Here is a 12,952-nt window from a genome sequence, read left to right on the forward strand (position 1 = left end):
CACCGTGCAGACCACACCACCCCCCACGCTCCCCTGGTACCGAGAGGTGAGCGGCACCCAGTGGAAGTCGTTCCTCGCCGCCTGGATCGGTTACGTCCTCGACGGCTTCGACTTCGTGCTGATCACGCTCGTCCTCACCGAGATCAGTGACGACTTCGGGCTGAGCACGGTACAGGCCGCCAGTCTGATCTCCGGCGCGTTCATCACCCGCTGGCTGGGCGGCGCGGTGCTCGGCGCCGTCGGGGACCGCTACGGCCGCAAGCTCTCCATGGTCCTGAGCATCCTGCTGTACTCGCTGGGCACCTTCGCCTGCGGGTTCGCGTGGAACTACCAGAGCCTGTTCGCCGCCCGGCTCGCCATCGGCATGGGCATGGCCGGCGAGTACAGCGCCAGTGCCACGTACGTCATGGAGAGCTGGCCGGCCAAGCTCCGCAGCCGGGCCAGCGGCTTCCTGATCTCCGGCTTCTCGGTCGGCTCGGTGCTCGCCGCGCAGGTCTACAACTGGGTGGTGCCCTCGCTCGGCTGGCGGTGGATGTTCTACCTGGGGCTGGTCCCGATCGTCATCGCGCTGTGGATGCGGCGCGCGCTGCCGGAGGCCGAGGAGTGGGCGGAGGACGTCGCGGACAGCGGCGCCCGGCCCAACCCGTTCCGGCCGCTGTTCGTGACCCGGGGCCGGGCCCTCGTCAACACGGTCCTGGTCGTCGTCGCCACCGTGGCGCTGTTCCTGGTGTTCACCCCGGGCGGCGCCGGGGCGGTCCCGGTGCTCTCGGTGGTCGCCGGACTGGCGCTCGCCGCCTTCGCCGTGCAGCTGGGCGGGCGGCGCGGCTGGGCGCTCTACCTGTCGATGATCGTGACGCTGTTCTTCGCGTTCCTGTACTCGTGGCCGATCCAGGCGCTGCTGCCCACGTACCTGAAGACCGAGCTGGGCTACACCACCGACCAGGTCACCGACGTGCTGTACTTCGCCGGCTTCGGCACCATGGTCGGCTGCTGGGCCGCGGGCTTCCTCGGCGACCGGATCGGGGCGAGGAAGGCGTACGCGCTGACGCTGCTCGCCTCGCTGGCCTTCGTGTACCCGGTCTTCGCCGTGCACGACAACCTGCTGCTGCTCGGCGTCCTGCTCTTCCTGCTCCAGGCGACCGGCTTCGGCATCTCCGGGCTGCTGCCCCGGTACATCGGCGGGCACTTCCCGACCCGGAGCCGGGGCGCAGCGCTCGGCTTCACGTACAACGTGGGCGCGCTGGGCGGTGCGGTGGCCCCGGTCCTGGGCGCGCACCTGGCGTCCGGGATGGAGCTGGGGCAGGCGCTGGCCGTGCTGACCTTCGCGGGCACGGTGATCGTGGTGCTGCTGGTCGGCCTCGACGTGCCGGCCAGGCTGAACCGGCTGGCCGACCCGGACGCGCCGCGGGACCACCTCGCGCCGGCTCCGGAGGCCGGCCGGCACCCGGCCGTCTGAGACGGGGGAGGGGCGGGAACGGGGCCGAGGAACCGGACCCGGTACGGCCGCGGGCGCGGTGGGACGCGTCCCACCGCGCCCGCGGCCGTCGTGCGGTCAGTGCGTGATGCGCTCGAAGACCGCGGCGAGACCCTGCCCGCCGCCGATGCACATCGTCTCCAGGCCGTACCGGGCCTCGCGGCGGTGCAGTTCACGGGTGAGCGTGGCAAGGATGCGGGCGCCGGTGGCGCCGACCGGGTGGCCGAGGGAGACCCCGGAGCCGTTGACGTTGACGCGCTGCTCGTGATCCTTCTCACCGAGGCCCAACTCGCGTGTGCAGGCGAGCACTTGGGCGGCGAAGGCTTCGTTGAGCTCGATCAGGTCGAGGTCGGCGAGGGTGAGTCCGGCCCGTTCGAGCGCGGCCCGGGTCGCGGGTACGGGGCCGAGGCCCATGGTCGCGGCGGGCACCCCGGCGCGGGCGAACGAGACGAGCCGAACCAGCGGGGTGAGGCCGAGGCGTTCGGCGGTGGCCGCACCGGTCACCAGGCAGGCGGCGGCCGCGTCGTTCTGCCCGCTGGCGTTGCCCGCGGTGACGGTCGCCTCCGGATCGGTCTTCGCCATGATCGGGCGCAGCGCGGCGAGTTGTTCCGCGGTGGTGTCGGGGCGGGGGTGCTCGTCGGTGGTGACGACGGTCTCGCCCTTACGGGTCCGTACGGTGACCGGCACGATCTCCGCGTCGTAGCGGCCCTCCGCCGCCGCCCGCCCGGCGCGCCGCTGCGAGCGCAGGGCGAGGGCGTCCTGGTCGGCGCGGCCGATGCCGTACGCGCGCCGCAGGTTCTCCGCCGTCTCGATCATGCCGCCGGGCACCGGGTGGTGGACGCCGCCGGCCGTGACCCGGCCCCGGGCCAGTGCGTCGTGGAGCTGGAGGCCGGGCCCCTTGATGCCCCAGCGGCCCTCGTGCGTGTAGTACGGGGCGGCGCTCATCACGTCCACGCCGCCCGCGATGACGACCTCGCTGAAACCGGCCCGGATCTGCATCGCCGCGTCCAGCACGGCCTGGAGACCGGAGCCGCAGCGGCGGTCGACCTGGGTACCGGTGACGGTCTGGGGCAGTCCGGCGTCGAGGGCGGCGACCCGGCCGATGGCGGGTGCCTCGGCGGACGGGTAGGAGTGTCCGAGGATCACCTCGTCGACCGCGTCGGGATCGATCCCGGTACGGGCGACGACCTCGGCGATAACGCGTGCGGCGAGTGCGGCCGGCGTCTGCTGCGCGAACACTCCGCCGAAACGGCCGATGGGGGTGCGCAGCGGTTCACAGATGACGACATCGAGCTGCTGGTCGGGCACGGCGTGACCTTTCGGTGACGGGTGGCAAGGGGCGGGCGGTGCGGGGCGTGTCTCAATCGTGGGGCGGGTCTCAGTCGTGGGGCGCGGCGGTCCCTTCCCCGGCCGGGCCCGCCGGGGTGGGCAGTGCCTCCTCCGCCACCGCGAGCACCGCCCGCAGGGCTGCGGAGGGGTTGTCGGGCCGCCAGGCCAGCGCGGCCCGGAGCCGGACGGGCGGGCCGGACAGCGGCCGGTAGACGAGACCGTTCTGCTGGATGTGCTGGACGGAGGTGACGGTGAGCGTGACGCCGACGCCCGCGGCGACCAGCGCGAGGATGGTGTACGAGTCGGGCGCCTCCTGCACCACCCGGGGGTGGAAACCGGCGGCCTCGCAGACACCGACCATCGCGTCGCGCACGGTGGAGCCGGTGTTGGCGGGGAAGGCGACGAAGGGCTCGTCGGCGAGCACCTCGACGGGGACGCTCCCCCGTCGGGCGAGCGGGTGGTCGGAGGGCAGCGCGCACACCAGCTCCTCCTCGGCGATCACCCGGTGGGCCACCCCGGGCCGGGTCACCGGCAGCCGGACGAACCCCAGGTCGAGCGAGCCGTCGGCGACCCGGTCGAGGGCGACGTTGGCGTAGGTCTGCCCCTTCATGGCCAGTTCGACGGCGGGGTGGGCGGCGCGCACGGCCCGGGTGAGGAGCGGCAGCGTCTCGTGGCTGGAGGCGCCCGCGAAGCCGATCGTGACCCGCCCGTACTCACCGCGGCCCGCCGCCTGCGCGGCCCGTACCGCGGTGTCGAGATCGGCGAGGACGGCCCGTACCGGCCGGAGGAAGGACTCCCCCGCGCCGGTGAGCCGCACCGACCGGGTGTTGCGTTCGAAGAGCTGGACGCCCAGTTCCTTCTCCAGCCGGCGGATCTGCTGGCTCAGCGGCGGCTGGGCCATCTGCAGCCGTTTCGCGGCCCGCCCGAAGTGCAACTCCTCGGCCACGGCGACGAACGCGGCCAGATGACGCAGTTCCATGCCGCTCCTCCGGTCCCCGGCCGCACCGGCCGGCCCCGTCGCCCCGGGCCCGTCGGTCCGGCAGTCCATTCATTGCCCGGCCGTCTCGATGCGACCTTAATTCGGTATTGGACAGCGATCAATGGCCGCTGACACGGTGGAACGACGCGCGGACCGGGACGCGCGCGGAGCCGGAGGAGCACCGTTGCAGCAGCGGAACGACAGGACGGGCCGGACGGTGACCGGCCCGACCGGGACCGGTCCGCCGCCGGGACCGGCCGAACTCCGGCTGCCGCGCGAGGGCGTGGCCCCGGACCGCGGCTATCTTCGCCGAGACGGAACACACGCCATCCCCGAGAGGACCGCAACCACCATGCGCATCAGGATCGTCGGCGCCGGGGCCATGGGCCGCGGCATCGCCCAGTGGGCGGCGACCGCCGGACACACCGTCGAGCTGTGCGACGTACGCCCCCAGGCGGTGACGGAAGCCCTGGACTTCGTACGGTCCATGCTCGAACGGGCCGTGCAGAAGGGCCGGTTGTCCGCCGAGGACCGGGACGCCACCGCGGCGCGCCTGGTCCCGCTCGACGACCCGTGGGCGGACGGGCCGGACGTCGAGCTGGTCGTCGAGGCCGTGCGGGAGGACCTCGACACCAAGACGGAGGTCTTCGGCCGGCTGGAGCGGGCGCTGCCCGCGACGGCCGTCTTCGCGACCAACACCTCCTCCCTGTCGGTCACCCGGATCGCCGCCGGGCTGAAGGACCCGGGCCGCCTGGCCGGGCTGCACTTCTTCAACCCGGTGCCGCTGATGAGGATCGTCGAGATCGTGCCGGGCGCGGCCACCCGCGCGGACATCCCGCCGACCCTCACCGCGTTCGTCGAGGGCTGCGGCCACCGCGCGGTCACCGTCGCCGACACCCCCGGTTTCCTCGTCAACCACGCCGGGCGCGGGCTGGTGACCGAGGCGCTCGCCCTGCTGGAGGAAGGGGTCGGCACACCGGAGGACATCGACCGGATCGCCCGTGACGTGCTCGGGCTGCGGATGGGCCCGTTCGAGCTGATGGACCTCACCGGGCTGGACGTGACGGCCGCGGTGATCGACTCGATCTGGCAGGGCTTCCGCCACGCGGACCGGCTCCGCCCCTCCTACCTCACCCCGAACCGGGTGGCGGCCGGGCTGCACGGCCGCAAGACCGGGCGCGGCTGGTACGCGTACGGTCCCCAGGCGCCCGCCCCCGCCCCGGAGCCGCCGGTCACCGGTGACCCGGACCGCCCGGTGTTCGTCCACGCCGCCGGGGGCCGGGACGCGGACGCGCTGCGGATGGCGCTGACCGCCGCGGGCGCCGTCGTGGAGACCGGTGACGGGCCGTCGGCCGACGCCCTCGTGCTGGTCCCGGTCTGGGGCACCTCGGTGGCCGGGGCGGTCGCCGGGCACGGGCTGCCCGCGGCGCGCACCTTCGGGGTGGACCCGTTGCCCGCGGTGGGCCGGCGCCGGGTGCTGGCCGTGACCCCGGCGGCGGACCCGGCCGCAGCACGCGACGCCCGCGCGGTGCTGGCCCGGTCGGCGGAGGGCGAGGAGCCCCGGGCGGTCTCGGTGGTGCGGGACACTGCGGGTTCGGTCGCCCAGCGGCTGCTCGCCTCGATCGTGTCGGTGGCGGCCGGGATCGCGGAGCGTTCCATCGCCTCCCCCGGCGACATCGACCTGGCCGTCACCGCCGGGCTCGGCTACCCGGTCGGCCCGCTGGCCTGGGGCGACCGGGTCGGCGCCGGACGGATGCTGGAGCTGCACCGGGCGCTGCACCGCACGACGGACGACCCGCGCCACCGGCCGAGCCGCTGGGTCACCGAACGCGCCCTGCTCGGCCTGTCGCTGACCGACCCGGGCACGTCGCCCGCCGACTGCGTGGACGGTCCCGGGCCCTCCTGACGCGCGGGGCGGGCCCGGACCGGAACCCACCGCGCCGGACCCCGGCCGGGCCCGCCCCACCCCGTTCGGGCAGGTGTCCGTTTCTTACAAGACCCCGGCCCGGCCCCGGCCTAGGGTTCGGGGCATGACTCCACGCATGGATGCGATCGGCATCGTCACCAAGGACCTGACCGCGTCGCTCGCCTTCTACCGCCGGCTCGGTCTCGACATCCCCGCCGACGCCGACTCCGCGCCCCATGTCGAGGCGACGCTCCCGAACGGCATGCGCCTGATGTGGGACACCGAGGACGTCATCCGCTCGTTCGACCCCGGGTGGACCGAACCCGCCGACGACGGGCAGCGCCTCGGGCTCGCCTTCCGCTGCAACGGTCCGGCGGAGGTGGACGCGGTGTACGACGAACTGACCGGTGCCGGGCACGAGGGACGGCTGAAGCCGTGGGACGCGGCCTGGGGGCAGCGTTACGCGATGGTCCTCGACCCGGACGGCTGCGAGGTGTCGCTGTACGCCGCGAACGACTGAGACCGGGCCCGGGGCGCCGCTCCTTCCGCGGGCCGCCCCGGCCCGCGGGTCCTCAGGACGTGCCCCGCGCCAGGTGGGCGGTCAGGGTGGTGCCGGTCAGGGCGCGCATCTCCCGGGCGAGGTGGGCCTGGTCGGTGCAGCCCGCCGCGACCGCCGCCTCGGCGTAGGGCGTCCCGGCCCGGGCGAGGGCCAGCGCCCGCTGCAACCGCAGGATCCGGGCGAGCGTCTTGGGCCCGTAGCCGAAGGCCGCGAGCGAGCGCCGGTGCAGCCGGCGGACGCCGAGACCGGTCGCGCGCGCGGTGTCCGCGACGGACCCCCCGGCGGCGAGCCGGGCGGCCACGGACCGCATCAGCGGGTCCGGCGGCGCGGTGCCGGCCGCCCGGCGCAGGACGACGTCCTCCAGCGCGGCGGCGGGGTCGGGCGCCTCGGCGACGCGCTGGGTGAGCTCGCGGACCAGGGCGCCGGGCCACAGGTCCGCCAGATCGGTGCGCAGATCGCGCAGTTCGTGCGCCGGTACGCCGAGGAGGGCGGGGGCGACGCCGGGATCGAAGCGGATTCCCGCGTACCGCCCGCCGGCCGCCGCGCCCGGGACCATGGCGCGGGTGTCGGGGCCCGCGACGAGCAACCGCCCGCCGAACCAGAGCAGGTCCATGCATCCGTCGGGCAGCACCGGACCGACGCGACCGTCCGGCGCCGCCAGCGTCCACACGGTCGCCCCGCCGAACCGCGACGCCCGTTCCTCGTACCCGTTGCCCATGGCCACACGCTAGTCTCGTCGGCGGACCGATCGGCTTCCCGGGGGCTTTGCATGACGGCACTGATGGAGTTCACCACCGACAGCGGCGCGACGGTGACGGTCGAGGTCGACCGTCAGGCGCAGGGCGCGAATCTGGTCGCCCTGGGCGATGACAACACCCTGACCAGAGCCGGTCGTACGTTCGACAGCGCACTCACGGGCATGCGGTCCGCGGCCGAGTCCGCGCTCGCGGTGTTCCGGGACGGCGCCCTGAAACCCGACGGGGTGGAACTCGAATTCGGGGTGAAGATCACGGCGGAGGCCGGGGCCGTGATCGCCAAGAGCGCGGTGGAGGGCCACCTCCTGGTCAAGCTGTCCTGGTCCCCCGGGGCCGAGCGGGAGGACGCGGCGCCGCCCGCTGCCGGGACCACGAACGCCCCGCCGGTGCCCCCGCAGGCCGCACCCGCGACTCCCGCACCGACCGCACCGCCGGCGCCGTCCGCCGGATGACACCGGCCGGGCCGGGTGCTCACGCGCCGGGCGGCCGGTCCGCCCCGTCGTCCGGCTCCTCGGCCCCGTCGGTGTCCCCGCTCTTCTCCCGGTCCTTGTCCGGCTCCTTGTCGCGGCTCGGCTGCAGCCTGGACTTCACGTCGTCCGGCGGCAGGAACTTCGACCAGCGCTCCGGGAACTCGGAGGGCATGTAGGGGCTGTCCTCGTCGCCCTCGTCGTCGTCCTCGTCGTCGTCCTCGTCCCAGTACGCCGCCCGGCTCTCCGCCTGCGCCCTGGCCACCAGTTCCGCCGCCTGGGCCGCGCGCAGCCGGTCGTTGGCCGCGCGGGCGGCGGCCGTGGCCAGCGAGGGCCACACCCGGTCGATGGCCGCGTTCACCGCGGCCCCCACCAGCACCGCGAACGCGGAGATGCCGATCCACAGCAGAACGGCGATCGGGGCCGCCAGCGAGCCGTAGATCGTGGGCCCCTCGACCGTGCTGGTGAGGTAGATCCGCAGCAGGAAGCTGCCCAGCACCCACATGACGAACGCCACCAGCGCGCCCGGCACGTCCTCGATCCACGGCGAACGCACCGGCACGGACACGTGGTAGAGCGTCGTCAGGAACGCGATCGACAGCAGGACCACCAGCGGCCAGTACAGGATGCTTATGAGTTCGGTGCCCCAGGGGACGAACTCCACGACCCGGTCGGGGCCGACGACCAGCAGCGGCAGCACGACGGCCCCGAGCAGCAGCGCGACGACGTACAGCAGGAAGGCGAGCAGGCGCGTCCTGACGATGCCCCGGTGGCCGTCGAGCCCGTACATCACCGTGATCGTGTCGATGAAGACGTTGACCGCGCGGGAGCCGGACCAGAGCGCGATCGCGAAGCCGATCGAGATGACGTCGGGCCGGGCGCCGGTGGTGACGTCGGCCAGCAGCGGCTTGGCGAAGTCGTTGACACCGCGCTCGCTGAGCACGGTGTGCGCGGCGTTGAGGATGTTGCGCTCGATGGAGGCGACCGTGGTGGTACTGGTCCATTCGTCGACGTAGCCGAGCAGTCCGATCAGGCCGAGGAGCAGGGGCGGCAGGGACAGCAGGGTGAAGAACGCCGCCTCGGCCGCGAGCCCCAGGATGCGGTACTCCATGCACGAGTTGACGGTGTCCTTGAGCAGCTGCCAGACCATCTGCCGCTTGGACACGTTGCGGTAGAGGACTCGGGCCCGGTGGAGCCGCCCCGTCGGCCGCTCGGGTGTTTCATTTGCTGCCTGCACATCCTTACCGTATCGGCATGGCAGCCACCACCCACACAGTGTCCAACCAGGTCCCGCCGCTGGTCGGCTACGACGTCTTCGCCGCCGACCGGGTGCTCTCCGAGGCCGTGCGGCGGCATGTTCCGCCCGCTCTGCTGGCCGAGGTCCGGGGCGAGCTCGGCGAGCTCGGCAGGGCCGCCGGCTCCGCGCAGGCGCAGGAGTGGGGCGAGCGGGCGAACGCGAATCCGCCGGTGCTGCGCACCCATGACCGGTACGGCCACCGCATCGACGAGGTGGACTTCCACCCGGCCTGGCACCGGCTGCTGGGCCACGCGGTCTCGGCGGGCCTCACCGGCGCCTGGCACCGGGACGCCGGGCACGTGCGGCGGGCGGCGGGCTTCCTCGTGTGGACGCAGGCCGAGGCGGGGCACGGCTGTCCGCTGTCGATGACGCACGCGGCGGTGCCCGCGCTGCGGACCGATCCGGCGCTGGCCGCCGAGTGGGAGCCGCTGCTGACCTCGCCCGTGTACGAGCAGGGGTTGCGGCCCGTCGCGCAGAAGGCCGGGGCGCTCCTCGGGATGGGCATGACGGAGAAGCAGGGCGGCACCGACGTACGGTCGAACACCACCCGGGCCCGGCCGCTGGCCGCGGCGGGCGAGTACCTGCTCACCGGGCACAAGTGGTTCTGCTCGGCTCCGATGTCCGACGGCTTCCTGGTGCTGGCGCAGGCGCCCGGGGGTCTGACCTGCTTCCTGCTGCCCCGGGTGCTGCCCGACGGCACCCGCAACGTCTTCGCCCTCCAGCGGCTCAAGGACAAGCTGGGCAACCGGTCGAACGCCTCGGCCGAGGTCGAGTTCGACGGCACGTGGGTGCGCCGGGTGGGCGAGGAGGGACGCGGGGTGCGCACCATCATCGAGATGGTCGCGGCGACCCGGCTGGACTGCGTGCTCGGTTCGGCGGCGCTGATGCGGCAGGCGGTCGCGCAGGCGGTCCACCACTGCGCGTACCGCAGCGCGTTCGGCGGGGTGCTGATCGAGAAGCCGCTGATGCGCAACGTGCTGGCCGATCTGGCGCTGGAGTCGGAGGCCGCGACGGTGCTGGCGATGCGGCTGGCGGCGGCGTACGACGCCGGTACGGACGGCGAGCGGGCCTTCCTTCGGATCGCGGTGCCCGCGGCGAAGTACTGGGTGACCAAGCGGTGCACGCCCCTGGTGGGCGAGGCGCTGGAGTGTCTGGGCGGCAACGGCTACGTCGAGGAGTCCGGGATGCCGCGGCTGCTGCGCGAGGCGCCGCTCAACTCGATCTGGGAGGGCTCGGGGAACGTGCAGGCGCTGGACGTGCTGCGGGCCCTGCAGCGGGAGCCGATGGCGCTGAACGCGTTCCTCCAGGAGGTCGGCCGGGCGCGCGGCGCCGACCACCGGCTGGACCGGGCGATCAAGGACCTGCTGACGGAGCTCGCCGACCTGAACGGGATCGAGGCGCGGGCCCGCAGGCTGGCCGAGCGGATGGCGCTGGTGCTCCAGGGTTCGCTGCTGGTGCGCTGGGCCCCGCCGGAGGTGGCCGACGCGTTCTGCGCGTCCCGGCTGGGCGGGGACTGGGGGGCGGCCTTCGGGACGCTGCCGCACAGTCTGGACCTGGCCCCGGTGGTGGAACGGGCCCGGCCCGACCAGTACGGCGGGGAGGGCTGACGGGGCCGCCCGGAGGAAACACACAGCGACGGAGGGTGGTGCTGCGCCGACACGGCACCACCCTCCTTGCTGTGCACACCGGACGGGGGGCACAGGCTCCGCCGCTCGGTGTTCCCCCACTCTCATACGAACCCGCATGTCCTCGCCAGAGTTGCAAAGGGTTGCAAGCATTGTGCGGAGAGTGCGGTATCGGGGCCCGCGCAGCGGCAGGATGGGACCGTGGAGTGTCGAGCAGTCCCTGTCGGGTGGGGGGAGTCAAGCGTGGAGACCAGTGCTGCCGGGGTGAAACGATCAGCCGTCCCCCAGTCCGTCCAGGCCGCCCGCCTGGTCCACCGGGCCAGGGAGGCCAGGCTCTCCGGCGACCGTCCGGCGGTCGCGCCGCGGGCCGAGATCTGTGCGTCGTGGGACCGGATGGTGCGCGACGGCGTCGATCCCGACCAGTCGACCGAGAGCGTGCTGCTCGGGGTGGAGGAGATCGAGCACCGGCGCCGGACCTCGACGCTGAGCGAGGTGATGCCGCTGCTGAACGACGGTCTGGTCTCCCTGGCGGACACCGCCCAGCAGATCGTGGTGGTCACCGATGTGGAGGGCCGGGTGCTGTGGCGCCAGGGCAACACCCGGGTGCTGCGCCGGGCGGACAGCATCTGTCTGTCGGAGGGCGCGACATGGGCGGAGACCAGCGCGGGGACGAACGCGATCGGCACGGCGCTGATCTCGCGCACCCCGATCCAGGTGCACTCCACGGAGCACTTCGTGCGGACGCTGCACAACTGGACGTGCGCGGCGGCTCCGATACGTGACCCGCGGGACGGCAGGCTGATGGGCATCGTCGACATGAGCGGCCCCGCCTCCACGTTCCATCCGACGACGCTGGCCCTGGTCGGTTCGGTCGCCAGGCTGGCGGAGAGCGAGATCAGGAACCGGCATCTGCAGGCGCTCGACCGGCTGCGTTCGGTGGCAGCACCGCTGCTGTGCCGGCTGGGCGGGCGGGCCCTGGCGGTGGACACCAACGGCTGGCTCGCGGCGGTGACCGGGATGCCGCCGGTGGACCGGCTGCCGCTGCCCAAGTCGTTACGGCCGGGACGGGTGTGGCTGCCGTCGCTCGGCATGTGCCGGGTCGAGCCGTTGCCCGGCGGCTGGCTGGTGCAGGTCGCGGACGGGCCGGCGGACGGGGCGCCGCAACGGGTGGTGCTGGACCTGAGCAGGCCGCGCGGGCTCGCGGTCAACGTGGTGGGCGCGGTGGGCACCTGGACGCAGCGGCTCTCGCCCCGCCACGCGGAGCTGCTGTACGCCCTGGCGTTGCACCGCGAGGGACGCACGGCGTCCGAGCTCGCCCAGGACATCTTCGGCGACGCGACCCGGACGGTGACGGTGCGGGCGGAGATCTCGCGGATACGCCGCCATCTCGCGGAGGTGCTCGCGCACCGCCCGTACCGCTTCGGCGACGACGTCGAGGTGGAGGTGATCCACCCGGACCACCCGGCCGATCTGCTGCCGCACTCGACGGCCCCGGTGGTGGTCAGGGCGCGCGCGGCCGAGTGAGGGCGGACGCGCCGGTTCCGGTGCGAGCGGGACCGGCTTGGGGGTGCGCGGCGCGGCGTGGTTCCCTGGCAGTCATGAACAGCCCCGCACGTACCGCACCGCCCGCCACCACCGAGGTGACCGTCTGGTCCCTGGAACAGACCTCCCCCGACGACCTGCGCCCCGCCTCCGTCCCGGAGGGGGACGTACGGATCGTGCGCTCGCAGGTGCCGCTGCCCGAGTTCAGCCGGTTTCTCTACACGGCGGTCGGCGGCGACGTCCGGTGGACGGACCGGCTCGGCATGACGTACGCGCAGTGGGAGGAGGTCCTGGGCCGGCCGGGCGCCGAGACCTGGGTGGCGTACGAGAACGGCACCCCGGCCGGGTACATCGAGCTGGACCCGCAGGACGAGGGGGTGGTGGAGATCATGTACTTCGGGCTGATCCCCGCCTTCCGGGGCCGCCGGATCGGCGGGCACCTGCTCTCCCACGGGGTCGCCCGCGCCTGGGACCTGGCGGAGCGCTGGCCGGAGCGGACGCCGACGAAGCGGGTGTGGCTGCACACCTGCTCCAAGGACGGACCGCACGCCATGGACAACTATCTGCGGCGCGGCTTCCGGCTCTTCGACACGAAGGTGGAGCTGGAGCCGGACGTGGCGACCCCCGGACCGTGGCCGGGCGCCGGACGGTAGCCCCCGGCCCGCCGTCCCCGTCCGCCCGTACCCGGGCCCGGCCCCGGAACTCCACCGGGACCGGGCCTTCCGCTTCCGCTGCCATGTCGGGAGATTGCCGCCATTCCGGATGGAACCGATCGGGCACACCGCGTGACGGGCGCCACATCGTCCCACACTTCAGGACGATCCCGTCCAGATATTGGATGGTGGTGGACTGGCCCGAGAGACGCGTGCCACGCTTCCGTCATGCCCGGAACTGGAATCGCCTTGGTGAGTCGACGTCACGTCGACCTCGGCCGCATGTCCAGCGCCATCTGTCCGGCGGGCTGAGAGTCCCGGCACCGCCGCGTTCCCCCCTTTCCCCGCTTCTTCAGCACGACCTGC

12 protein-coding genes are annotated in these 12,952 nt (G+C 73.7%); 8 read left to right on the forward strand and 4 right to left on the reverse strand.

Annotated elements, in window-relative coordinates; all coding sequences use genetic code 11:
• Positions 1 to 4: 4 nt before the first annotated feature.
• The gene (locus tag ACFYW1_RS01460; protein WP_388985504.1) at positions 5 to 1,456 is read left to right on the forward strand and encodes a sialate:H+ symport family MFS transporter; all 1,452 of its coding nucleotides are present in this window, start codon (positions 5 to 7) and stop codon (positions 1,454 to 1,456) included.
• A 96-nt stretch (positions 1,457 to 1,552) separates the two neighbouring features.
• Here ACFYW1_RS01460 and ACFYW1_RS01465 read toward each other — a convergent pair whose 3' ends face one another.
• Together ACFYW1_RS01465 and ACFYW1_RS01470 are read right to left on the reverse strand one after the other, a co-directional pair.
• Positions 1,553 to 2,782 carry an acetyl-CoA C-acetyltransferase gene (locus ACFYW1_RS01465; RefSeq protein WP_388985506.1) on the reverse strand — a complete coding sequence of 410 codons (1,230 nt, stop codon included), beginning with the start codon at positions 2,780 to 2,782 and terminating at the stop codon, positions 1,553 to 1,555.
• A 70-nt stretch (positions 2,783 to 2,852) separates the two neighbouring features.
• Entirely contained in the window at positions 2,853 to 3,782 is a 930-nt protein-coding gene (locus tag ACFYW1_RS01470; RefSeq protein ID WP_388985508.1) for a LysR family transcriptional regulator, read from the reverse strand.
• A 352-nt stretch (positions 3,783 to 4,134) separates the two neighbouring features.
• Here ACFYW1_RS01470 and ACFYW1_RS01475 point away from each other — a divergent pair, with 352 nt between their 5' ends.
• Both ACFYW1_RS01475 and ACFYW1_RS01480 read left to right on the forward strand, forming a co-directional pair.
• Positions 4,135 to 5,688: a 3-hydroxyacyl-CoA dehydrogenase gene (locus ACFYW1_RS01475; RefSeq protein ID WP_388985510.1), complete on the forward strand. Its 1,554-nt coding sequence runs from the start codon at positions 4,135 to 4,137 to the stop codon at positions 5,686 to 5,688.
• Positions 5,689 to 5,812: 124 nt separating this feature from the next.
• Positions 5,813 to 6,208: a VOC family protein gene (locus tag ACFYW1_RS01480; protein ID WP_388985511.1), complete on the forward strand. Its 396-nt coding sequence runs from the start codon at positions 5,813 to 5,815 to the stop codon at positions 6,206 to 6,208.
• Positions 6,209 to 6,260: 52 nt separating this feature from the next.
• Here ACFYW1_RS01480 and ACFYW1_RS01485 read toward each other — a convergent pair whose 3' ends face one another.
• A complete protein-coding gene (locus ACFYW1_RS01485; RefSeq protein ID WP_388985513.1) occupies positions 6,261 to 6,965 on the reverse strand; it encodes a helix-turn-helix domain-containing protein in 705 nt (234 codons plus the stop codon).
• Positions 6,966 to 7,016: 51 nt separating this feature from the next.
• Between ACFYW1_RS01485 and ACFYW1_RS01490 the strand changes: the two genes are divergently transcribed.
• Complete coding sequence (locus ACFYW1_RS01490; protein ID WP_388985515.1) at positions 7,017 to 7,454, forward strand: CU044_2847 family protein; 438 nt, start codon at positions 7,017 to 7,019, stop codon at positions 7,452 to 7,454.
• 19 nt (positions 7,455 to 7,473) lie between these two features.
• Here the strand turns inward: ACFYW1_RS01490 and ACFYW1_RS01495 are convergent, their stop codons facing one another.
• Positions 7,474 to 8,706: a YihY/virulence factor BrkB family protein gene (locus ACFYW1_RS01495; protein ID WP_388985517.1), complete on the reverse strand. Its 1,233-nt coding sequence runs from the start codon at positions 8,704 to 8,706 to the stop codon at positions 7,474 to 7,476.
• Between the two features lie 17 nt (positions 8,707 to 8,723).
• Between ACFYW1_RS01495 and ACFYW1_RS01500 the strand changes: the two genes are divergently transcribed.
• From ACFYW1_RS01500 to ACFYW1_RS01515, 4 genes are all read left to right on the forward strand, one after another.
• Complete coding sequence (locus tag ACFYW1_RS01500) at positions 8,724 to 10,373, forward strand: acyl-CoA dehydrogenase family protein (RefSeq protein WP_388985519.1); 1,650 nt, start codon at positions 8,724 to 8,726, stop codon at positions 10,371 to 10,373.
• Positions 10,374 to 10,634: 261 nt separating this feature from the next.
• Positions 10,635 to 11,915, forward strand: coding sequence for a GAF domain-containing protein (locus ACFYW1_RS01505; protein WP_388985521.1), 1,281 nt, complete (start codon positions 10,635 to 10,637; stop codon positions 11,913 to 11,915).
• Between the two features lie 74 nt (positions 11,916 to 11,989).
• Complete coding sequence (locus tag ACFYW1_RS01510; protein WP_388985522.1) at positions 11,990 to 12,586, forward strand: GNAT family N-acetyltransferase; 597 nt, start codon at positions 11,990 to 11,992, stop codon at positions 12,584 to 12,586.
• Between the two features lie 228 nt (positions 12,587 to 12,814).
• Positions 12,815 to 12,898: a putative leader peptide gene (locus ACFYW1_RS01515; protein ID WP_316248393.1), complete on the forward strand. Its 84-nt coding sequence runs from the start codon at positions 12,815 to 12,817 to the stop codon at positions 12,896 to 12,898.
• The last annotated feature ends 54 nt before the right edge of the window (positions 12,899 to 12,952 follow it).

It is taken from the genome of Streptomyces sp. NPDC002669 (genome assembly GCF_042889165.1).
GTDB lineage: Bacteria > Actinomycetota > Actinomycetes > Streptomycetales > Streptomycetaceae > Streptomyces.